Source organism: Parafannyhessea umbonata, from assembly GCF_900111255.1.
Lineage (GTDB): Bacteria > Actinomycetota > Coriobacteriia > Coriobacteriales > Atopobiaceae > Olsenella_J > Olsenella_J umbonata_A.
In genome coordinates, this window is sequence record NZ_FOGP01000005.1 from 105199 (window position 1) to 127132 (window position 21934).

The window sequence follows — 21934 nt, forward strand, 5'->3', positions numbered from 1 at the left end:
GGTCGAATGGCGACCCGTGTTCCTTGACGCCTACAGGCGGCCGTTCTGCTGTCTGACGATGTCGAGAAGGGCTTGCGCGAATCGATCGAGGTCGTCCTCGGCAATGCGTTCGTCGAACGAGATCCTGAGAGCTCCGAGCGCCTGGTCTCGAGGGATGCCCATGGCCGACAGAACATGGCTCGGGTCGAGCGAGCCAGAAGAGCAAGCCGAGCCAGCCGAGACCTCGAACCCCGCCCGGTCGAGCTTGAGGATGAGCGTCTCGGAGTCGACGCCCGGGCACATGATCGAGACCATGCCCGGGAGTCTCCCTTCGTCAATCGTAGCCGAGGTGGTGGGAAGGATGCCCGTCCCTTCGGCGCAAAGCGTCTGGTAGAGGCGGTTGGCGCGAGCGGAGACGAGGGCACGCCTCTCGGAGAGGTTCTCGCACACGTCAAGGGCGGCAGCGGCGAACGCGAGCGCAGAGCGCACGTTCTGGGTGCCGGCCCTTCTCCCCTGCTCCTGTCCCCCACCGAAGCCCTGCGGCCTGAACGGGGTGCGACCGCGCATCGCCAGTACGGCTATCCCCACAGGGCCACCAATCTTGTGGGCCGCCGCGCTCACCGCGTCGACTTCGTCGAGCTCCAGGGGAATGCGGCCGAACGCCTGCACGGCGTCGGTGTGGAAGAGCGCGCCGTGAGCGTGAGCGGCACGACAGAGCTCAGCCACGGGCTGGACGACGCCGGTCTCGTTGTTGGCGCTCATGACCGAAACGAGTGCCACGCGGTCGTCGAGCAGGGGCTCGAGGGCCTCGGCGGTCACTCGGCCCGAGCGGTCGGGACGCACAAACTCGACGTCGAAGCCACGGCCGCGAAGGCTGGGGGCGACGTCGATCTCGGAGTCGTGCTCAATCGCCGAGATTATCACCCTGGTGCGCTTGCGATCGCGGGCGCGGACGCCCTCGGAGATGCCATAGAGCGCGATGTTGTTCGACTCGGTGCCGCCCGAGGTGTAGACGACGTCAGAGGGACGGAAGCCGCCGCCTAGGCAGCGAGCCAGGTCGCGGCGGGTCTTCTCGAGAGCCTGCTGGGCCTTGCGGCCAAGCGTGTGGAGACTGTTGGGGTTTGCCCCGGCGATGTCAGACCCCTCGTAGGCGAGCTCGGCGGCGCGCGCAGGCTCACTCATCGGCGCGGAGGCGGCGTAGTCGAGGTACACGAAGCCGTTCTGATCCATTAGCGCCTCGCCTCGAGACCGAGCCTGCCCTGGGCACGCAGCCCGGCAATGGCCTGGGCGCGATCCTGGGGCTTGAAGACGGAGCTGCCAGCGACGAGCACGTTGGCTCCCGCCTCGACAATATCCCGAGCATTGCCGACGCCGATGCCACCGTCGACCTCGATGGCGGGGCTCACGCCATGCTCGCGGCAGAGCTCGGAGAGCTTCCTGACCTTCTGGACGGAGTTGGGGATGAAGCTCTGGCCGCCAAAGCCGGGATTCACCGTCATGACGAGAACCATATCGACGTCCTCGATCACGGAGTCGAGCAGGCAGACGGGCGTGGCGGGATTGAGGGCGACGGCTGCCTGGGCGCCGGCCTCGCGAATCTGCGCGCACAGGCGGTTCGCATGCGTGGCGGCCTCAAGGTGGAACGAGATGATGTCGGCACCGGCCTCGAGGAACCAGGGAACCTGGACCTCGGGGTTCGAGACCATGAGGTGAACGTCGAGAGGGAGCTTGGTCGCGGCCTTGACCTGCTTCAGGATGGCCGTACCGTAGCTCAGGTTAGGCACGAAGTGGCCGTCCATCACGTCGTAGTGGACCAGGTCGGCGTCGCGTACGGCGTCAAGCTCCGCGCCGAGCTTCGTGAAGTCGGCGGAAAGAACCGAAGGTGCGATAAGCACGTCTTCGTTGAGCATAAGTGCAATCCCTCTCTCTATTCGTTTGTTCCGGCCTGGGGCCGGCTCGTTGCAAAGACTAGCGAAGGCCGTAGAACTCCTGGCGCGGGCTGCGCTCGAGGAGAAGGTCAAAGGCCTCGGTAGCTCCAATGTTCTCATACAGGACGGCGTGGACCGCGTTTGTGAGCGGCGTCTCTATGGAAAGCTCGGAAGCGAGCTCCCAGATGCTCTGTGCCGCGCGAGCACCCTCGACGACCATCCCGCTGCGCTCCTCATACTCGGCGAGGGTCACGCCGCGCGAGAGCAACTCGCCGAAGCTGCGGTTTCGCGAGTGCGGACTCGTGCAGGTCGCCACGAGGTCACCCATGCCGGCAAGCCCCATGCAGGTCATCGGGTCGCCGCCGACTGCGGCGACGATACGGCTGATCTCAGCGAGGCCGCGCGTCATCACGACCGCCAGGGCATTGTCGCCCATGCCGTTTCCGGCACAGGCGCCACAGGCAATGGCCACGACGTTCTTGGCGGCAGCGCAGACCTCGACGCCCGTGAGGTCAGACGAGCAGTACGTGCGGAAGGTCTTCGAGTGGAAGAGGCCCTGCAGCCTCAGGGCAAGCTCAGCATCGCCCGCCGCCACGACGGCGGCAGACACCATGCCCTGCCAGATCTCCTCGGCGTGGTTCGGGCCAGATAGCGCCGCGACGCGCGAGGGGTTTCCCAGCTCGTCGGCCACGACGTCGGTCATGAGCTTATGCGATCCGCCCTCGACGCCCTTCGTGAGAACCACGACGGGGCAGCTCTGGTCGGCATGGGGCGCAAGATCGTGCATGACGCCGCGAACGAAGGCCGAGGGAACCGCGACGACGATGCAGTCGGCACCGGCGGCCGCCCCCTCAAGAGAGTCCGTTGCGACGACGTTTTCGGGCAGCACGTAGTCCGAAAGGTGCTTTGGATTCACATGGCGCTCGCAGATCGAGTCCGCGACGGCGACCGTGCGGGCCCACACGCACACCTCGTCGCTGTTGCGGGCTACAAGTCCGGCGGCGGCGGTTCCCCAGCTGCCCGAGCCGATAACGGCGACGCGCCTGAACTCCGAGGCCATGGGCTACCTCCCGTCCTCAGAGGAATCCTTGTGACGAACCGAGAACTTGCGCTCGCTTCCCGCAAGGAGCTTCTTGATGTTGGAGCGATGGGCCCAAACGACCGTGGCGGAGACCAAGCAGAGCGGGACAAGCGCCATGCCCCTCACACCGAACGCCGCGGAGAAGAACGAAAGCGACAGGGCCGCAAAGATCGAGCCAAGGGAAACGTATCCCGAGGGCACGGCCAGAACGATGAAAACGCCAAGCATGGACAATGTGGCATTCCAGCAGAAGCCAAGGCCCGCGCCCAGACCGACGGAAATGCCCTTTCCGCCATGGAAGCCAAGGTAGGGCGAGAACACGTGCCCGAGCACGCAGAGAGCGTAGAGCGACGTGGTCATCCAGCCGAGCTCGGCAGTGGGAAGGGTGCTCGCCCAATCTCCCCCAAAGGCGAAGTGTGCCAGGGCAAGGCGCGACAGCATGATCGCAAGGAAGCCCTTGCCGGCATCGCAGAGCAGGGTAGCCACTGCCGCACCGGCACCCGCAGAGCGAGCGACGTTGGTCATGCCGATGTTTCCGGAGCCGACGTCACGCACGTCAATGTGCGCAGAGACCCTGGCGATGATCAGTCCACAGGGAATGCCACAAACGAGGAAGCAGCCAATCGCGCAGAGCGCGAAGGTGAGAAGAGCGTTGGGGGTGATCACCTAGTCGTCCTTCCTTCGGAACTTGAGCCTGATGGGCGTGCCCTCCAGCGAAAACGTCGCGCGCAGGCGGTTCTCGAGGAAGCGCTCGTAGTTGTCATCGATGAGGTCGGGGGCGTTGCACCAGAAGGTGAACACGGGCGGCTTGTCGCCGGTCTGCGTCGCATAGTGCACCTTGAGGCGACGGTTCTTCTGGGTGATGGTGTGGCCGCTCTCGCGAATCTGGGTGACCAGCTGATTGAGCTGGGAGGTCTTGATGTGGTTCGCGTGGTTCTGTGCCGCGTGCACGGCAGCGGCCAGAACCTTGTCGGTGGCGCGACCGGTGAGGGCAGAGACATTGACGGAGGGGGCCCAGGTAGCGAAGGTCATGCGGGCGTCCAGCGAGTTCACGACGGCGTCGCGCTTCTCGTCATTGTCGATGAGGTCCCATTTGTTGAGGACGATCACGATGCCGCAGCCGCGGTCGATGGCCATGCCGGCGAGCTTCTGGTCCTGCTCCGTGACGCCGATGGAGGCGTCCACGACGAGCAGGCAGACGTCCGCGCGGTCCATGGCGCCAAGGCCGCGGACGAGGCTGTAGTACTCGACATCCTCGTGCACCTGGGTCTTCTTGCGCATGCCGGCAGTATCGACCAGGCGGAACTTTTGGCCCTTCCACGAAATCATGATGTCGACGGCGTCTCGCGTCGTGCCGGCGACGTCGCTGACGATGGAGCGGTTCTTCTTGGCAAGCCTGTTGGTGAGGGAGGACTTTCCGACGTTCGGGCGACCAATGATGGCGATGTTCAGGGCGTCGTCGTCGAGGGGCTCCTCCTCGACGACGTCTGGGAACGCCGCGACGACGTCGTCCAGAAGGTCGCCGGTGCCGTGGCCGTGGCCCGCGGAGAGAGCGCGCGGCTCGCCGACGCCCAGGGAGTAGTAGTTCCAGTCGTCGAGCATGGTCTCGGGGTTGTCGATCTTGTTGACGACGAGGAAGACCGGCTTCTTCGACTTGCGGACGACGCGAGCGACCTCCTCGTCCTCGTCGGTGACGCCGACGGTTCCATCGACTACGAATACTATGACATCGGCCTCGTCGCATGCCGCGAGGGCCTGCTCGCGGATGCGAGGGGCAAAGACGTCCTTCGACTTGAGAGACTCGATGCCGCCGGTGTCAATAAGGACGAACTCCCTTCCGTTCCAGTCGCAGTCATGGTAGGAACGGTCGCGCGTGACACCGCGCGACTCGTGGACGATGGCGTCGCGGTTGACCGAAAGGCGGTTGACCAAGGTGGACTTGCCCACGTTGGGCCTTCCCACGACGGCAACGACAGGCTTAGACATAAGACTCCTTCGTAGAAATTCTCATCTTGGTCAGTCTACCATCAGTGCAGCTAGGCTATGCACCCGCTCGACGTGCACACCAAGAGTGCGGATAGGCGCTCAGGACTGGCGGAGGGACTCGACGATGTGGGCGGGAGACGGCACGGAGACGACTCCCCTGCCGCCGCGGCGCTCGATCTCGGACATGACATGCGCCTGCGTGTCGCCGTCGAGGGTCATCTTGTCGAAGTTGAACATGACCTCGGGAAGCAGCACGGTCTTTCCCGAGAGGTCCTGCGGAAGCTGGGCGAGAAGGTCGCAGGAGACAATGAGTCCGGTGACGTTGACGTCGCCGCCGTAGTAGTCGTTGCGGATGGCCTGGGCCTCGATGGCAAAGGGGACGCCCGCCTCGCGGGCCACAGACTCCCAGAGCTCAAGGAACACCTGGGTCACTTCGAGCGCGGCCTCGCCACACACGAGCAGGGCGCCGGAGCGGCCGCCTTCTTCGGCCGAGCAGACGCGGAGCGCGGCTTCAGCCAAAAGCTCCGGACGAGATTCCGCGATGTCGGCCCCCTCGTCGAGGAAGCTGCGAAGCATGCCGATGCCATCGTAGAACTGCGGGTATCCGTCATAGCTCTCGGCAGGCGGAACGGGCAGCCTCGCGTCGACGTAGAACTCGTCCGAAAGCTGAAAGCGCGTGATGCCAAGACGCTCGCGGGCACGTTGCTGATACGGCTCTATGAGCCTAACGACGGCGCGCGACGCCTCGACGTCCTCGGAGAAGGACTCTGAGAACATCTTCGAATACTTCGTGTAGCCCATGGGGACGAGGGCGAGCGAGGTGACGTTGTCGTGGGCCTCGACCCAGGACAACGTTTTGCGAAGCTCTTCTCCGTCGTTGATGCCGGCGCAGAGTACGATCTGTCCATGGACCTCGATGCCCGCCTCGCAGAGACGCTCAAGCACCTCGATCCCGCGGTCCGCGTTGCGGCCGATGAGTGAGCGCCGGACGTCGGGGGATATTGCGTGGATCGAAACGTTCATGGGCTCCATGCGACACTCGATGATGCGACGCAGGTCCTCGTCGTCGACATTGGTGAGCGTGACAAAGTTGCCCTGGAGGAAGGAGAGGCGGAAGTCGTCGTCGCGAAGCGTGAGCGACGCGCGGGCGTCTTCGGGAAGCATGCGCATGAAGCAGAACTTGCAGGCGTTCCTGCACGTGCGGATGCCATCGAAGAGGACGTCGGTAAACTCGACGCCCCAGTCTTGCCCCAGATCGCGCTCGAGCGTGCAGGCAAAGGCTCCCGACTCATCGAGGCCGAGCGCCTCGGGAACGAACACCTCAAGCTCGGCGATCTGGTCAGAGGCCTCCCAGCGCCAGGAGATGATGTCGGTCAGCCTCGCACCGTTGACCGAGTCGATGCGCATGCCGGGCTCGAGCCCTGCCTCCCAGGCGGGGCTGCCGTCCTCGACAAACTTGATCCAGGCGCCGTCGGCGCGCTCCCTGGTCGAGGCGTAGTCGCTTCTCTGCTTGCCGTCGTATGCGAGGTCGCTCGACACGTGCCCCCCTCTCGCTTCCTAAGTGTAGCCTGCTAGTCGTCGGACTCCGCCGCGGGTACCGACTCTGCGACGGAGCCGCCGGTAAGAGCCCCTATGGTCCTGACGACGTGGTCGATCTGATCCTGCGGGGTGCTCGCGCCGGCGGTGACGCCGATGGTCTGCGCGCCCGCGAACCAGGATCCCTGGAGTTCGTCGGCGTCCTCGATGTGATGCACGCGAGAGCAGGACCCGAGGCAGATCTGGGCCAGCCGGCACGTGTTTGCCGAGACGCGCCCGCCCACCACGACCATGACGTCGGCCTCTGCGGCAAGTCGAGCGGCGGCGGCCTGGCGTCTGGAGGTCGCCTCGCAGATCGTGTCCATAACGCGAACCTCGTCGACCCGACCTATGAGCGCGCTGACCAGCTCGCGCAGACGCGCGCGCGACTGGGTCGTCTGGACGACGAGGCCCACGCGCCTCTTGAGCCTGAGCCCTTCGAGGTCCTCAGGTGCCTGGACAACGGTGGCGCCCGGCGCGTGCCCGAGAGTGCCGAGCACCTCCGGGTGACCTGGCTCGCCGAAGACAAGCACGTCGTAACCCTCGTTGGTAAGCGTCTCGGCCGCGCGATGGGCGCGCACGACGAAGGGGCAGGTGGCGTCGAGGACGGCTTCCGCACTCGAGCGTGCGAGTTCCTCCTCGGCGGGCGTCACCCCGTGCGTGCGGAGCACGAGCGTGCCGCCATCGTACTGGTCGGGAGCGGAGGCGACGCTCACGCCGGAAGCCTCGAGCTCGCCGACGACCTTGGGATTATGGATGAGGGGACCCAGCGTGTGGATGGGACCCCGCGCGTTTGCGGCGGCCTTGCGAACGAGTTCAAGTGCACGGTTGACGCCGTAGCAGGCTCCCGCCTCGCTGGCAATGACGATTCTGGGCATTTCTCACCTACATCTTTCCGGGATGCTCGCGGCGCAGGTCGTCACGAATGGCGTAGACGCGCTCCATGGCAACGCGCTCCATCTGGGCGCACTGCAGCTTGCGGCCCCTCACGCCGAGGGACGAGAACTCGATGGGCTCGCCAGCCCTGACGAAGACGCGACCGAGGCGCTTGAGGTGCTCGCCGCGCGGGGTGATGTCGCGGGCGCCGACGATGGCGACGGGCTGGACGGGGGCCTTGGCCATCTGTGCGATGAGCGCGAAGCCACCATGGATGGTGACCGGCTCGTCGTCGGACTTGACGCGAGTGCCCTCGGGGTAGATGAGGACATCCTCTCCCCTCTCGAGGGCCCACTGTGCGCGGCGGACTGCCTTGAGGTCGGCGGTGCCGCGAGCTACGGGGATTCCGCCGACGCGCGAGAAGAGCCAGGTGGCCGGGGCGATCTTGTCAAACTCGCTCTTGTAAATCGGACGTATGCGCCTACCGTGGAACCATGCGGAGACAACGACGATGATCGGCTCGAGCATCGAAACGTGGTTCATGACGATGACGCGGCCGTGCTCGCCGTCCCAGAGGCCGTCGGACCCCTCAATATGCCAGGGCCAGAGAATCTTGGTGAGCAGGCCGAGCAGGCAGACGACGAAGCCCAGCAGCGCGCGAGCGGGCAGCGGGTACTCGCGCATGGCGTGGTCGTAGTAGTCCACGTAGGCGTTGCCACGGAAGGCATGCAGGCGGCCCGAGGGAGCGCCGCCGCGCTTGGACACGTGCCTCGAACCGCCGGAGCCGGATCGATTGGGCTTGGCAGCGGACTTGGAGGCACCATTGGGGGCGAGATTCGCCTTGGGAGCGGACTTGGAGGCACCATCGGGGGCGAGATTCGCCTTGGGAGCGGACGATGCCTTGGCGCGAGCGGCCTCCATCAGATCTACCACGCGCTGGATCACCTGCTCGAGCGTGAGGTCGGACGAGTCGATGACCACCGCGTCGTCGGCAGGGCGCAGCGGGGACTCCTTGCGAGTCGAGTCAAGTTGGTCGCGACGCCTGAGGTCCTCGAGTATGCGCGCCTCCTGGGCAGCGTCGGCTGCGGCGGAAGCGTCCCTGGCGGCATCGCCGCCCTCGCGCTGCACGGCCCTGCGATGCGCGCGGGCCTTTGCGTCAGCGGTGAGAAACACCTTGACCTCGGCATCGGGAAAGACGACGGTGCCGATGTCGCGACCCTCGGCCACCACGTCGCCCGAACCGGCAATCTGGCGCTGGCGATCGACGAGGGCGGCTCGAACCGCAGGGACGGCGGACACGGCGGAAACGTTGCGGTCGACCTCGGGGGTGCGAATCTGGTCGGTAACGTCCTCGCCGTTCACGATGACCGTCTGGCCGGAGGCAGAGCTGCCAAACAAGATGGAGCAGTCCTTCTCGACCGACGCGACGGCCTTGGCGTCCGACACGTCCACGCCCGCACGCAGGCACAGAAGCGTGACGGAGCGATACATCGCGCCCGTGTCGAGGAAGGTGAGGCCGCAGCGCCCGGCGATTGCGTGGGCCACGGTGGACTTGCCGGAGCCGGCGGGTCCGTCAATTGCGACTATCACTTATCTATCACTCCCGGAGATATTGGTGGTTGAGGTGCTATCGGCACCCAAGAGCTGCGGATTCTGCGTGCGGCGAATAACTTCCTCGGGGGCAAGGCCAAGACCAGCGAGGGAGAACGTGTCGCCGTTGCAGGTAAGGACCTGCGAGCTGACGTTGGGGATCACAAGGTTCCAGAACGTCTGAAGCGGCGTGTCGAAGGCCGCCCCCAGGAAGGCGCGGGTGAATGCGCCGTGCGCCACGAGCGAGGTGCGACCAGAAAGAGGCCTGAGCTCGTCGAGCAGACGCTTGCAGCGCTCGTACATGTGCTCGAACGACTCCGCGCCCGGTGCCGCGACGGAGTGGCCGTCCTCGTCGAGCCTCCAGGGGAAGTCATAGCCCATCTGACGCGCCTCAAGGACCGTCTTGCCCTGGAGCGAGCCGAACTCGATCTCGGCGAGGTCCGGCTTCACGACGCACTCGATGCCGAGGCGACTGGCGGCCTCCTCGGCGATGGACTTGCAGCGAGAAAGCGGCGAACACCAGATGCGGTCGGGTTCCCAGGCGACGATGGCCTCGATGGCCCGGTACATCTGCTCCTCTCCCTCAGGCGTCAGGTCGACGTCATCGCGTCCCGACAGCTGCAGAGCCTTGTTAGCCCGCGTCTGCGGATGCCTGGTGAGAAGAATGCGATGCTCTGTTCTAGCCAAGATGGTCCTCCTTTGCCCGCGCTCGGGCGTCAGGCGCCTTGCCCGAGCGAGCGATCCCAAGTATTTCCTGCCGTTCGCGCTCGTTGAGCGGGCGCCACTCCCCCGGAAGCAGTCCCGCGAGTTCAAGGGGTCCAAACTGGTCGCGATGAAGCCTCACGACCTCGTGACCCACCTGTTTGAGCATGCGCTTCACCTGGTGCTTTCTGCCCTCGTGGATGCGCAGCGAGACGACCGAGTGGCCATAGGGAAGCCCCTCAGGGATGACGGGGGTGGCCCTTGGGTCGTCCGCGGCGAGAGATTCTGCCTCGGCGGGAGCCGAGACGCCGTCGTCGAGCGGCACGCCCTCACGAAGGCGACGGAGCTGGTTGGGGGTTGGCATTCCCTTTACCAGCGCGACATAGCGCTTCCACACGTGATGCGACGGGTGGAGCATCTGGTTGCCGAGCTCACCGTTGGTAGTGAAGAAAAGCAGCCCCGTCGTGTCGCCGTCGAGCCTGCCAACCGGGAACAGCCCCGGATAGCGGTCCGTCGGAACCAGGCTCGCAACACAGGGCCTGCCCTGGGGATCGCTCATCGTGGTGATGTATCCGCCGGGCTTGTACAGCACGAGGTAGGTGTGGTCCTCGGCGAGCGTGTGAACGACGCCGTCGACGGTCACAACGTCGACGGCGGGATCGACCTTGGTGCCAAGCCCGGTCACCACGACTCCGTTGACGGCGACGCGCCCGGCCGTCATGAGGTTCTCGGAACCCCTGCGGCTCGCGACGCCAGCACGCGCCAGGAACTTCTGGAGGCGCATGGTGTACGAGATTTCCTGCTTATACACGCTACTCCCCGCCCCCTTCGGACGCCGCCTGCGCCTCGGGCGACGCGATGCCTTCGCTCGCGTCGGCGTCGTCGGAGTCCGAGGAATCGTCATCGTAGCCCTCGCCCAAGAGCTCGCGCTCATCATCGATGTCAGCTGAGGCCTCCTCAAGCGTCGAGGAGATGGCACTGCCCGAGAGGCGCTCGCGGATGAACCGCTTTGACTCCTCGTCGGGGGCAAAGTCCTCGAGCGGCGGAAGCTCGCGCAGGCTCTTAAGGCCAAAGGTCTCGAGGAAGCGCTGGGTGGTGCCATACAGGATGGCGCGGCTGCGATCGCCCTCGTGCCCCACCTCGCGAACCAGCCCCTTGTCGCGCAGCGACGCAATGACGCCGTCGGAGTTGACGCCCCGGACGGCCCTCACGCCTTCGCGCGTCACCGGCTGGTGGTACGCGATGACCGCAAGCGCCTCGAGGGCCGCCTGCGAGAGGTGGCGGGTGTCCCAGGAGAGAACGTACTTCTCGACCGCCTCGTGGTTGGCGGGGTGCGTGAAGAGCCTCCAGCCGCCGGCGACCTCACGCAGCTGGAAGCCACGGTTTGCGCTCTCGTACTCAGCGGAGAGGTCGGCGAGCGCAGCCGCCACCTCTCCGGGTGCCACGCCCAGGACCTTCGCGAAGTCGGTTGCCGGAACGGCGTCGGAAGAGACGAGGAGAAGGGATTCGAGCACGCTCTTGAGCGACTCGCCGTCAATGTGATCGAGGTCAAGCACTAGAGATCCTCCTCTATGCTGGTTAGGTCGGATTTATCAAGCTCGAAGGGAGGCGCCCCCTCGACGCGGGCAATGTCAATCTCGCCGAAGGTCTCGGCCTGGCTCAGCGTGACCGAACCGCGCTTGCTGAGCTCGAGGATGGCCAGAAACGTCGCGACTACGGTCTCGGGCTTGAGGTCGCCGTCCAGAAGCTCGGTGAAGCTCACGAGCGGGTGGTTGCGCGTGACGCGGTCGACCGAGGCGACAGTGAGCGCAATGGGAAGGCGCCTGGGCGCAACGTGCTCGGCCTCGAGGAGGAAGCTCTCGCGACGGCTGTCGAGGTCGGCGCAGATGACGGCAAGCGAGCGCAGCGTGATTCCCTCGAGGTAGTCGGGCATGAGGCCCAGGAAGTCCGGGTCGGGGCCCGCGGTGCGAGGCTCCATGCGCCCCTCGGCCTCCATGCGACTGCCGAGCGCGGCCGCCGCGTTGCGGAACTGCTTGTAGGCGATGAGGCGGGCGATGAGCACCTCGCGAGCCTCATCGGGCGAGAGGTCGGAAAGGTCGTCGTCCTCATCGTCCTCGTCGACGGCGTGCGAGGACCCGACGTCGTGCGTGGGGACGAGCGAGGACGCCTTCATCTCGAGCAGCGTTGACGCCACCAGCACGAAGTCGCTGGCGACCTCGAGGTCGAGCTCGCCCATGTTCTGGACCTCGGCGAGGTACTGGTCGGCCACCTCTGCGATCGATATGGAGCCGATGGCGACCTTCTGGCGGCTGACGAGCTGGAGCAGAAGGTCGAACGGCCCGGTAAACGCCTTCGTCTTTACCTTGTATGACACCTATGCCCCCATCAGGAAGGAATACGCGCTGCCGGCGGTGCAGTAGAGCAGCTGGCCAACAGGGTCGAAGCCCAGTACGGACGGCAGCACATACAGCGCGACGAGGAGGATCGGCATGGAGTAGCGCTGAACGCGATAGTAGGTGCGCCGAGCCTCGCCGTCGAGCAGCGGAGAGATGATCGAGGAGCCGTCGAGAGGCGGAAGTGGGATGAGGTTGAAGAACATGAGCGTCAGGTTGATGTAGACGTAGGAGGCCACGACCGAGAGCAGCTGGTAGCCAAGGAGGTCGCCCGTCCACGCGGCGTCAAGCGCCCTGAAGGCCAGCGAACCCACGACGGCCTGGATGAAGTTGCAGGCGGGACCGGCAAGCGCAACAAAGACCTCGTCGCGCTTGGGCTTACGAAGGTTGTTCGGGTTGTACGGGACCGGAATGGCGAACGCGAAGACGGGGCCGCCCACGAGAGACATGAGCAGCGGGAGGACGACGGAACCGAAGGGGTCCAGATGGCGAGCGGGATTGAGGGAGATCCTGCCCGCGCGCTTGGCCGTATCGTCGCCGAGCCTGTACGCGGCCCAGGCATGGGCCACCTCGTGTAGTACGACGGAGACAACGACGATGGCGAGCGAAACGACTGCCCGTATAATAGAGGCGCTGTTGAGCACGCTACCCCCTCAGGTCTCGCGCCTTGCGCACGAGGACCCAGTCAAGAATGAACAGGATGATTGCCGCGACCACGAAGTCGCCGCGGAGGTTGCCCCCAAACGGCGTCTCGTAGACGAAGACGCCCGAGAGCACGGAGGGCATCCAGGAGGTGGCGCGGTTTGTGACATCAATAACGAAGATGCGAGAAGAGCCCGTCACGAACGCGTTGGCGATGACGAGACCGGACAGGAGAAGGGCACAGAGCCTGCATGCGATCGCAAGCAGTCGGCAGCAAAGGGCTCCGGCGGCGCTTCCCGCACGACGGGCCATGGGGTGAGACCCGCCCGCCCGCGAACCCGGAACGTACGCCTGCTGCTCGGGACTCTCCTGCAAGGCGGGTGCGACCCGGGCGTAGCGCGGGTCAACCTGAGGCTGTGGCCTCCTCAGAACGGGCCCGCGTACCGCGGGGTCAGCCTGGCCATAGCCCTGCGAGCAGCCCGACTGCCGCTCGCAGCCCTGAGGATACTGCTGCGGATAGCCCTGCCGTCCGTAGCCCTGGGGCACATATGCCTGCTGGTAGGGGTCGTTAGGGACATCGCGGTACTGCGTGGGCGGCACGGCGTTGCCGGAGCGAAGAACAGTCTTGCCCAGGTCATCGCCCTGAGGCTGGATGTTGTCCAGGGGCTTTGGGGCAACCCTGCGCGTCGGCTCAGACGCCGACGCGGCATCGGTCTGTTCCCAACCAGAAGTGGAGTGCTTAGGCATTCGAGCCCCCCTCGATCTTCTCGGTCAGCTCCAGCCACTCCTCCTCGAGGGCCGGAATCTTCTTGGACAGCGCATTGTACTCCTTCATGCACTGGTCGAACTTGGCGGCGTCGTTATAGAGCTCCTCGTCCGCCATGAGCGCCATCAGCTCCTTATAGCGGGCCTGGGCAGGCTTGAGGGCGGCCTCGACCTGCTTAAGGCGCTTCTTCTCTTCCCGCACGGCCTTGTTCGCGGCGTTTCGGGCCTCGGCCTCGGCGCGGCGCTGCTCCTTCGTCTTCACGTTGCGCGTCTTTGGGACGGAGAACTTCGCCGCGGGCGCGTCGGAGCCGGCACGATCCGCAGGTCTGCCAACGGCCTGCGAGGACGAGGCCCGAGGGAAGTCGTCTCCCGAGGCGCGGGCCTCGAGTTCGGCACGCTTATAGAGGTAGTAGTCATAGTCGCCGTCGTAGAGCGTCACCTTGTGGTCGCGAACGTCGACGACCTTGTTGGCAACCGCGCGAACGAGGTGCTCGTCATGACTAATGAGGACGATGGTGCCCGGAAAGGCCTTCAGGGCGTCCTCGAGCACGTCGACAGAATCGATATCGAGATGGTTGGTCGGCTCGTCCAGACACAGCAGTGGGTCGGGCGCCACGAGCATGCGGGCGAGGGCAAGGCGGGCACGCTCGCCGCCGGACAGGACGCCAACGGGCTTCTCGACGTCGTCGCCATGGAAGAGGAAGGCGCCCAGGAGCCTGCGCTCGTCCGAAGAGGTCCAGCCGGGCGCGGCCTCGTCCATCTCCTGCATGACCGTATGGGCCTCGTTGAGGGTCTCCAGCTGGTGCTGGGCGTAATAGGCCTGCGTGACGTTCTGTCCGAGGTGCACGGAGCCGGCCGTGGGCCGCTCGTGACCGTTTATGAGCTTCATGAGCGTCGACTTGCCGGCACCGTTGGGGCCGACAAGAGCGACGTGGTCGCCGCGATAGAGTTTGAGGTTCACGCCATCGTAGACGACGTTGTCCTCATAGTGCTTGGATATGCCCTCGAGGGCCACGACCTCGTCACCGGTGCGCGGCGGGTCCGGGAAGCGGAAGTGGACCTTCTTGGAGCTCTCGGGCAGGACGACGAGCTCCTCTTTTACCCTTTCGAGCTTCTTGATGCGCTCCTGCACCTGCTTGGCCTTGGTCGGCTTGTAGCGGAAGCGCTCTATGAAGACCTCCATGTGCTGGATGTCGCGCTCCTGCGCAGCACGCTTGGCACGCAGCTGCTCGAGGTTGTCCTCGCGCTGCCTGAGGTAGCTCGAGTAGTTGCCGGTATAGGTCATCAGGCGCTTGTTCTCGAGCGAGGCCACGTGACTCACGCAGGCGTCCATGAACGAGCGGTCGTGGCTGACCAGGAGCACGGCACCGTCGTAGGACGAGAGGAACTGCTCGAGCCACTTGACGCTCTCGAGGTCGAGGTGGTTGGTGGGCTCGTCGAGGAGGAGAAGGTCGGGATGCCTCAGTAGGAGCTTGGAGAGCGCGATGCGCATCTGCCATCCGCCGGAGAACTCCTTGGCGGGCTTGTCAAAGTCCTCGACGGGAAAGCCGAGGCCGCCGAGGATCTGGCGGGCACGGGCCTCGAGCTCGTAACCGCCAAGGCGCTCGAAGCGGTCCTGGGCGTGACCGTAGCGCTCGAGAAGAGCCTCGTAGTCGTCGTCCGAACCGCCGGATGCAAGCTCTTCTCCCCTGCGCGCGATCTCGGCCTCCATGTCACGAATCTGCGCCTCGAGGCGCTTGATCTCGGTCTGAGAGTCGACGACCTCGGCAAGCGCCGACTTGTCGCCGGCGAGCTTGGACTCCTGTTCGAGATAGCCGATCGAGGCGTCCTTCTGGAACGACACGGTGCCCTCGTCGGCCGACTCCTGGCCCATGAGGATCTTGAGCAACGTGGTCTTGCCGGCGCCGTTAGGACCGACGAGGCCCCAACGCTCACCGGCGTTGAGTTGCAGCGTTGCGGCCGCGTACAGAACACGGCCGCCAAATGACTTCGTGATGTTGCTTGCTAGTGCAATCAAGTGAAACCCTTTTCTTACTGGGCGTGAGGCTGGTGCATGGGTGATGCGGGACGCATTACTTGTCGGCCGTCAGGTGGATGGCGAAGCCGCCAATCTGCTCCTTGAAGTACACCAGACGGCAGGAGCCGTCGGGGTAGTTGGCGCGGGAGTCCCAGTTGACCTCGTAGCCATGGTCCTCGAACCAGGCGCAGGCGGCCTCGATGTCGTTGACGTGGAATCCAATGTGGCCCTTGTCGCCACGACCGTTCTGCTTCATGACCTCGACGAGGGAACCGGCGAAGAACGAGGGCGGCTGCTCCTGCTTGGGAAGGGACATGAGTCGGCCGAAGTCATCGACGATGCTTTCGGCGTCAGCGGGGTCCGTGGCATTGATTCCGACATGGGCGACGTACATGTCGAAAAGCTCTACCGGGTCCTCGTTCGGCTGGCAATCGTTCAGGTCTGACATCTGGCTCCTCCCCTTGGTCCCGCCGTCGACGGGACGCTGCGTCCGTCTCGCCTTCCTGACGAGAATTCATCCCTTGAATTATACGGAAGCGCGGACGGACGCGCAGGCAGCCGAGAAAGGCTACCCATAAGAATCACGGGCGCGACCAAGGGCGCGATGTCATGTGAGGAGGACGGCTCAGGGATCGTTGCTCACTGGCGCCGGAAGACCGAATCCTTGTCGGTGAGGATGTCGTGCGCGAGCCGCCAGTCGGGACAGCCGCACTCCACTATCTGGTGGGTCTTTTGGGCCCGTTCGACAGGATCGTCCTCGTCGGCACACACGTGGTCGGCAAGTGCCCGCGCGAAGGCGTAGGCCATGCAATGCGGCGGGAACGGAATGAGGTCGCGCGACAGCCAGACGTTGGAGCCCCTCTGATCAATATATATGAGGCGGTCGTGGGACTCGCGTGCCCTAAAGGTATACCTCCCCTCGAGCGAAACCCCAGCCCGCTCGCTCACCTGTGCGCAGAGTCCAAGTGCGTTGCGAACAAGGATGTCGTCAGCCCAACTAATGAACGAACCGCGGCGCTGCTCGAAGCTGCCGGTCTGAATAACGAACAGCTCGACGAGCGATACCTGGGTGACGACGCGCACGCCGACGTTGGCGCGGCCACGAGAGGCATGGTGCATCTGTCCCATAGCTTGGGGATAGACGCGCAGCATAAAGGGTCGCCCGTAGACGTAGGCGACGTCGCCGGTCTGGTAGCGGCAGTGCGTTGACGGACTCTTGCGGTAGCGCCGGCGCATGTCGGCCATGACGTCGCGAGCAGCGGGCAGCCATTGGTTGACGAAGGCGATGAGCTGCTTGTTAGTTGCCCGGCAATCCGTAAAGAGCGTCGGAGTGGCGCTGGGCGGCTCGAAGGCAAAGTAGGTCTCGGGAACATCCGTGCGGCAGACGGGGCAGTCGATGCCATCAAAGGAGATGGCGCCTATCAGCCCGGGAGACGGGCGCTTCTCGCCCGATGTCTGCGGGCGCGTGCTGTTTTGGGGATCATCCATTGCGGCCTCCCGTCGCGCGTTTACCCAAGTATGGACCGTGAATAGGGCCGCGCGGGTCGTAAACGAGGGAGAAACGGACGAGCGGCTGATACAAAAGCAGGCCGACGGAAAGAAACCGCCGGCCTGGGAGCTGTTGGTGGGCCCACCAGGATTCGAACCTGGGATGAAGGGATTATGAGTCCCCTGTGTTAACCGCTGCACTATAGGCCCAAGATGAAAAAAGGCGACGGATTTACCGCCGCCCATAGTTTACATGGTGGAGATAAGGGGGTTCGAACCCCTGACCTCATGACTGCCAGTCATGCGCTCTCCCAGCTGAGCTATATCCCCGTCCGTTGGTGCGATAGCTACTATAAGAAAACACCCGAGTGGGGTCAAGCGATATTTTTCAATTATTAGAAAGCCTGTGAACGAGCTGTGAATACTCCAGCTCAAAAGCAGGTACACTGTAGCCGTTGGCAATAAGAAGACCGCCGGCCCCGCCCGACGGAAGAGAGAAAGAGCCCGCCCGGGACTGCGATTCCCCGGGTACGGCGCTTTGGTTTGGAGAAGCAAAGTGGCAGCAGAGTGCAGAAACCTCAAGATGGCGTGCATTGCGGCGCTCATTTTTGGAATCGTCAGCTTCGCGGCAGGCGTCTTCTACATTGTCGTCGCTCCGACGACGACGCAGTCGTACGTGGTCGCGGCAGACGGCCTGGCCCTCGCCTACATGGGCTTCCAGGGCGCCCGCAGGATCAACGTCCCGTCGAACGCCCCCGCAATCATGAACATGTGCTCGGTGATCGTGCTGGTCTCGTTCGTGTGCGCGGCCTTCCTCATGCTCAACCACGAGAAGATCATCCTTCAGGTGGTCATCGGAGGCATCGGGCTCGTCCTCTCGCTCCTGGCGTTCGTTCTGGCGCGCAAGATCAGCAACATCCAGAAGTCGATGTAAACAGTCGAAAAGCATTCACGCTCTCAGTCGAGGCGCCGCTCCTAGGAGCGGCGCCCTTTTGTACGACGAACGGTACGAGGACGTGCGCACCCAGCCCTACCGAGCGGATGCGAGGAGTGGAAACCTCACGCACCCGCCTCCTCGTTTGGGGAGGCGGGTGCGATTTGAACGGTCCGCCAGCCGAGAGTTGGGGCGGACCGCAGGAGACGTTGGAGCCGCTAAGGCTCCTGGCAACGCCGACGGCACGCGCCCGCGGCGACGAGCGCAACACCAAGGAGTGCTGCGAATCCGGCAAGGTCGGAAGCAAGGTCGCCCGTCTGCGGGATGCGCTCACCAGCGTACTTGAAGCGTCTGCCGCGCGCGAGCCTGGCAGCGTCCTCCGCGTAGTTGCCCCAGACGGGCTCGAAGATGATATCTGCGGTCATAGGCGTGTTGAAGATGGCATCGGGGTCCTCAACGTAGGTGGTAACGCCGTTGATGGTAATCAACCAGCCCTTGAGGTAATAGCCAGGCGTCGCATCAATCCCGACGGCTTCGTGCGGAATCGTGAAGCCGTACTCGATGGCCTCGGGGTCGATGGTGACGCTGCCGCCGGGCTGGACGCCTCCGACGACGCTAGGCGTGTGCTTCTCGATGTCCCAGACCGCGTAGAGCGTGATATCGGAGCCGTCGGCGAGGGCCGCAAGCAGGTACATGGCCGTGCGCGGGTCGTCAAGGTCGCCGAAGAGACCGTCGTCAAGCTCGCCAGCCGCAAGAAGCGTGAGGGCACGCATAAGCTGCTCGTCGCTGATGTCAGGCTCGGTCGCATCGGGCGAGAAGCTCCAGCCGAGGAACTTTGCGTTGCGGCGCGAGAAGCCGGTCTTGCCCAGCTGGAAGTCGGGATCGTCGTAGGTGTACTCGACGTCTTCCATCCGACCGGTAGCAACGGGATCGTTCTTGTCGAAGTGCAGGTTGTAGACGTTCTGAATCCAAACCGGCTTGAGAATGGAGTCGTGGTCGGGCATGGTGCAGGCGCCGCCGGGCTCGTACACGTTGCCGTCCTCGTCCTCCCAGCCGCCAAGTGTGTAGCCGTTGCGCTTGACGTCGTCCTCGGTCGGGAGCGTGATGATGGAGTCGGTTCCGTAGGTGAACGTGCGCGGCAGCGTGTCGGTGGAGGTCTCAGCCTCGTCCTCACGAACACCGAAGCTGCCGTCGTAGGTGCTCCAGCTGCCCTCGCCGCGACCATCATCGTCGAGGCCAGAGGCGTCGTCGGTCCACGTGCCCCTGTTGGGGTCGAGCGTGAGCGTGTGGTCGTTGGCGATGTAGTATAGCCACAGGACCGTCGACTCGTCGCCGTTGAGGTTGTCCTTGGGATGGCTGTAGACCAAAGTGCCGTCCGCAAGCGTGATGGGCGTGTCGGGATCGACGATCACAGTGTAGCCGGTGAAGCCCTCGCGGGTCTCGGTGTCGAACGGGATAGCGGTCACGGTGGTGTCGGTGGTGCCGGTGAGGTTCTCGATGACCTCCTCGAGGGTGGTCTTGTTACCCGTGACGCGGATGTGGCGGACGACGTAGGGCGTATCAATATTTGCGGTATAGAAGAACTTGAGCGCAAGCGTTCCTTCGCCGTCAAGGTTTGCGGCGGAGAGGCCCGTATCACCCTCGCCGTTGTCATAGTCGCTCACGTAGGTGTATCCGGGGTAGTAGCCCGCGGGCTTCTCCCCTGCCGTGACCTGGGCGTTGTTGATGTCATCGTCGGTTGCCGCAGGATCATAGGTGTGCGTGACGTTGCCGTCGGCATCGACCGCGTAAGAGCCGTCGGTGATGCCCGTGAACTCACGTGTGTCACCCTCGACCTCGTGGGCCACGCCGTCGGCGTCGACGAGGTAGTGCGTGACAGTGTACGTCGTGTCGCTGCGCGCACGCCAGATAGCGTAGAGCGTGACCTGCGAGGTGGGCATCAGGAAGGTGCCGTCGGGCTCGATGAACATCGCGTTGGGCATCTCAAACGTCGGGTTCTCGTCAGCGAAGGCGCGTAGGAGCATGGCAAGCAATGATGCGCCGCCAAGCTGGTCGCCCTCCCCGGCATCCGGGTCGACGAACTCGCCGTTCTCGACGCTCTCGAGCCTACGGGCGGTCTCGACGGAACGCTCTCCGCGGGCGCTCGGACCCATGGCGCCGTCAGCGACCAGCGACCAACCGACCAGGTCGTAGCCGGCGCGGGTCGGGAGAACGTAGCCGTGCGTGGCGAGGACCTCGGAAATCTTCAACGTAGACTCAGAGGTCTCGTTGCTCACGAAGTTGCCAAGGCTCCAGGAGCCGTTGCCGTCGGAGTCTCCGGCAACGATCTCGAGCCTGACGTCGATGCGCGCGGCGTAGTACAGGTTGAGGACCATTGAGCCGTCGCCCAGGACGACGTCGACGTCGTGCGAGACGTAGGTCACGCCGTTCACGTCCGTGAACGTCTGCTTATACTCGTAGCCCACGAAGTCCGGATCGTAAGCTTCGTCACCCTCGACACCGGAGCGCTTGCGGGAGATGGCGGGAGTATCGGTGCCCTTGGAGATGATCTCAACGATGAGGTCCTTCTCGACGCCGTCGCCGGTGACGCGGTGGTGGTTGACCGTGTAGGTGGAGTTCTCGTCCGCGAAGTAGTACAGGACAAGGATCATGTCACCCGTGCCGTCGATGTTGCCGGAGGCCACCGTCATGTAGCTGTTGCCGAGGAGGTCGCTGTAGGTTACGCCGTCCTTGATGTAGTGGTATCCAGCCATGACGATGTTGTCGTGCGTGCGCCACTTGGGCGTTCCGATGCTGGTGTCCGCGTCGGCGATCGCCTCCTCGTCGGTCACGCCCGTGCGCTCGATGCGATTGGCGACGATGAAGGCGCTGCCATCATGATTTCCGTGCTCGATCGGCGTGTTGTCGCCGCTACGAGGAATCGTGCCGTCCTGCTCGAGGGCGATAACCCGGCCGTCGGCCGTGATGACGTAGCGCTCGACGTAGTACGTGGTATCGTCGTTAGCCTTCCACACGGCATGGAGCGTCACAGTCGCGTCCGTGGGCACGAAGTAGGTCGTACCTTGGACAGAGAAGTGCTTACCGGCCGCTGGGTCGTCGGCCGTGCTGGACGCAACCGTATCGGCCTTCGAGCGAGAGTCGTTGCCCTTGGCCGTTGCGGCGATGGGATCCGTCGACCAGCCGACGAGCGTGTAGCCGGGGCGCGTTACGTCCGCCGTGCCGGGAAGCGTGAAGGTCGAGCCGGTAAGATGATCGGCGCTGGGATCGCCGGCGACCCAGGAGCTGTCAATCTCTCCGCTCGCGAGCTCAGCCCCGCCTTTGTCAAAGATGATGTGCGTGGCATCGGGCGTGTAGTAGAGCGAGAGGCGCATGAGGCCATCGCCCGAGATGCCGTCGGTCGCAATGGTAGCGTAGGTGGTCTCGACGCCCGTCACCTTGCTCCTGGCAGTGTACGGGTGGCTGTGATCCGCATAACTATAGCCAGGGCGCGCTGTGTTGTCGTGATTGATCCAGCTCTTTTCAGGGTCGGCCGTCGCTGCGTCGGCGACCGCATACTCGTCGGTGACGCCCTGGTGGGAGACGCGCTGGCCGGCCGCGTAGGCGGCCGGGTCGGCCTGGGCGACGACGTTGCCGTCCGCGTCGCGCTCGACGGTGCCGTCGGCCCTGAGGGCGATGAGGTCGCCGTCGCCGGTGACGACGTAGCGCTCGACGTAGTAGGCCGTGTCGGTGTCGGCGCTCCAGACCGCGTAGAGGGTGACCTCGGAGGCGGTGGGCGCCACGTAGGAGCCGCCGGCGGCGGTGAAGGCCTTGCCGGCGGAGCTCGTGCGGCCGGCCAGGGCCGCCGCGGCCTGGGCGGCGGAGCGGCTGGCGAGGCCGGTGGAGGTGCCGACGTCGGTGCCGGAGACGGTCCGCTGCGTCGTCCAGCCGACGAGCGCGTAGCCCGCGCGGGCGATCGAGGAGGCGACCGCGGAGGCGCCG

General features: G+C 64.8%; 19 protein-coding genes and 2 tRNA genes. 1 reads left to right on the forward strand and 20 read right to left on the reverse strand.

The window, feature by feature from the left end; translation table 11 throughout:
* Window positions 1-30: 30 nt before the first annotated feature.
* From BMY31_RS07345 to BMY31_RS07435, 19 genes are all read right to left on the reverse strand, one after another.
* Complete coding sequence (locus BMY31_RS07345; protein WP_091009435.1) at window positions 31-1209, reverse strand: cysteine desulfurase family protein; 1179 nt, start codon at window positions 1207-1209, stop codon at window positions 31-33.
* Window positions 1209-1889: a ribulose-phosphate 3-epimerase gene (gene rpe / locus BMY31_RS07350; RefSeq protein WP_091009438.1), complete on the reverse strand. Its 681-nt coding sequence runs from the start codon at window positions 1887-1889 to the stop codon at window positions 1209-1211. Before rpe ends, BMY31_RS07345 begins: the two co-directional genes overlap by 1 nt.
* 58 nt (window positions 1890-1947) lie before the next feature.
* On the reverse strand, window positions 1948-2967 hold the full coding sequence (locus BMY31_RS07355) for an NAD(P)H-dependent glycerol-3-phosphate dehydrogenase (protein ID WP_091009441.1): 1020 nt from the start codon (window positions 2965-2967) through the stop codon (window positions 1948-1950).
* Between the two features lie 3 nt (window positions 2968-2970).
* Complete coding sequence (plsY, locus tag BMY31_RS07360; protein WP_234970792.1) at window positions 2971-3654, reverse strand: glycerol-3-phosphate 1-O-acyltransferase PlsY; 684 nt, start codon at window positions 3652-3654, stop codon at window positions 2971-2973.
* On the reverse strand, window positions 3655-4974 hold the full coding sequence (gene der, locus BMY31_RS07365; RefSeq protein ID WP_091009444.1) for a ribosome biogenesis GTPase Der: 1320 nt from the start codon (window positions 4972-4974) through the stop codon (window positions 3655-3657).
* A gap of 99 nt (window positions 4975-5073) precedes the next feature.
* Window positions 5074-6513 (reverse strand): DUF512 domain-containing protein, encoded by a 1440-nt coding sequence (locus BMY31_RS07370; protein WP_078687675.1) that lies wholly within the window; start codon window positions 6511-6513, stop codon window positions 5074-5076.
* Between the two features lie 32 nt (window positions 6514-6545).
* Window positions 6546-7427 (reverse strand): 4-hydroxy-3-methylbut-2-enyl diphosphate reductase, encoded by an 882-nt coding sequence (ispH, locus tag BMY31_RS07375; protein WP_091009447.1) that lies wholly within the window; start codon window positions 7425-7427, stop codon window positions 6546-6548.
* Between the two features lie 7 nt (window positions 7428-7434).
* Entirely contained in the window at window positions 7435-9015 is a 1581-nt protein-coding gene (cmk, locus tag BMY31_RS07380; RefSeq protein WP_091009450.1) for a (d)CMP kinase, read from the reverse strand.
* Complete coding sequence (locus tag BMY31_RS07385; protein ID WP_180371379.1) at window positions 9016-9702, reverse strand: histidine phosphatase family protein; 687 nt, start codon at window positions 9700-9702, stop codon at window positions 9016-9018.
* Window positions 9695-10528 carry a pseudouridine synthase gene (locus tag BMY31_RS07390; RefSeq protein ID WP_374057312.1) on the reverse strand — a complete coding sequence of 278 codons (834 nt, stop codon included), beginning with the start codon at window positions 10526-10528 and terminating at the stop codon, window positions 9695-9697. Before BMY31_RS07390 ends, BMY31_RS07385 begins: the two co-directional genes overlap by 8 nt.
* Before the next feature lies 1 nt (window position 10529).
* Complete coding sequence (gene scpB / locus BMY31_RS07395) at window positions 10530-11273, reverse strand: SMC-Scp complex subunit ScpB (protein ID WP_078687679.1); 744 nt, start codon at window positions 11271-11273, stop codon at window positions 10530-10532.
* On the reverse strand, window positions 11273-12091 hold the full coding sequence (locus BMY31_RS07400; protein WP_091009455.1) for a segregation and condensation protein A: 819 nt from the start codon (window positions 12089-12091) through the stop codon (window positions 11273-11275). Before BMY31_RS07400 ends, scpB begins: the two co-directional genes overlap by 1 nt.
* Window positions 12092-12754, reverse strand: coding sequence for a site-2 protease family protein (locus BMY31_RS07405; protein ID WP_078687681.1), 663 nt, complete (start codon window positions 12752-12754; stop codon window positions 12092-12094).
* 1 nt (window position 12755) lies between these two features.
* The gene (locus BMY31_RS07410) at window positions 12756-13499 is read right to left on the reverse strand and encodes a hypothetical protein (RefSeq protein WP_091009457.1); all 744 of its coding nucleotides are present in this window, start codon (window positions 13497-13499) and stop codon (window positions 12756-12758) included.
* Window positions 13492-15534, reverse strand: coding sequence for an ABC-F family ATP-binding cassette domain-containing protein (locus tag BMY31_RS07415; RefSeq protein WP_078687683.1), 2043 nt, complete (start codon window positions 15532-15534; stop codon window positions 13492-13494). The genes BMY31_RS07410 and BMY31_RS07415 overlap by 8 nt, the downstream gene beginning before the upstream one ends.
* Before the next feature lie 55 nt (window positions 15535-15589).
* Window positions 15590-15982, reverse strand: a complete 393-nt coding sequence (locus tag BMY31_RS07420) for a VOC family protein (RefSeq protein WP_078687684.1) — start codon at window positions 15980-15982, stop codon at window positions 15590-15592.
* Window positions 15983-16173: 191 nt separating this feature from the next.
* Window positions 16174-17022: a hypothetical protein gene (locus BMY31_RS07425; RefSeq protein WP_091009461.1), complete on the reverse strand. Its 849-nt coding sequence runs from the start codon at window positions 17020-17022 to the stop codon at window positions 16174-16176.
* Between the two features lie 134 nt (window positions 17023-17156).
* Window positions 17157-17232: transfer RNA gene (locus tag BMY31_RS07430), tRNA-Ile, on the reverse strand.
* A gap of 44 nt (window positions 17233-17276) precedes the next feature.
* Window positions 17277-17352, reverse strand: a tRNA-Ala gene (locus BMY31_RS07435).
* Window positions 17353-17578: 226 nt separating this feature from the next.
* Between BMY31_RS07435 and BMY31_RS07440 the strand changes: the two genes are divergently transcribed.
* The gene (locus BMY31_RS07440; protein ID WP_078687686.1) at window positions 17579-17956 is read left to right on the forward strand and encodes a hypothetical protein; all 378 of its coding nucleotides are present in this window, start codon (window positions 17579-17581) and stop codon (window positions 17954-17956) included.
* A gap of 218 nt (window positions 17957-18174) precedes the next feature.
* Here BMY31_RS07440 and BMY31_RS08875 read toward each other — a convergent pair.
* Window positions 18175-21934 (reverse strand): InlB B-repeat-containing protein (locus BMY31_RS08875; protein ID WP_180371380.1); only part of this gene is annotated, 3760 nt, incomplete at its 5' end.

Bases quoted from the DNA above. Each gene is read 5' to 3' on its own strand.
- BMY31_RS07410 (WP_091009457.1), bottom strand. From the start codon at position 13,499: ATGCCTAAGCACTCCACTTCTGGTTGGGAACAGACCGATGCCGCGTCG.
- BMY31_RS07425 (WP_091009461.1), bottom strand. From the start codon at position 17,022: ATGGATGATCCCCAAAACAGCACGCGCCCGCAGACATCGGGCGAGAAG.
- rpe (WP_091009438.1), bottom strand. From the start codon at position 1,889: ATGCTCAACGAAGACGTGCTTATCGCACCTTCGGTTCTTTCCGCCGAC.
- ispH (WP_091009447.1), bottom strand. From the start codon at position 7,427: ATGCCCAGAATCGTCATTGCCAGCGAGGCGGGAGCCTGCTACGGCGTC.
- BMY31_RS07420 (WP_078687684.1), bottom strand. From the start codon at position 15,982: ATGTCAGACCTGAACGATTGCCAGCCGAACGAGGACCCGGTAGAGCTT.
- der (WP_091009444.1), bottom strand. From the start codon at position 4,974: ATGTCTAAGCCTGTCGTTGCCGTCGTGGGAAGGCCCAACGTGGGCAAG.
- BMY31_RS07355 (WP_091009441.1), bottom strand. From the start codon at position 2,967: ATGGCCTCGGAGTTCAGGCGCGTCGCCGTTATCGGCTCGGGCAGCTGG.
- BMY31_RS07345 (WP_091009435.1), bottom strand. From the start codon at position 1,209: ATGGATCAGAACGGCTTCGTGTACCTCGACTACGCCGCCTCCGCGCCG.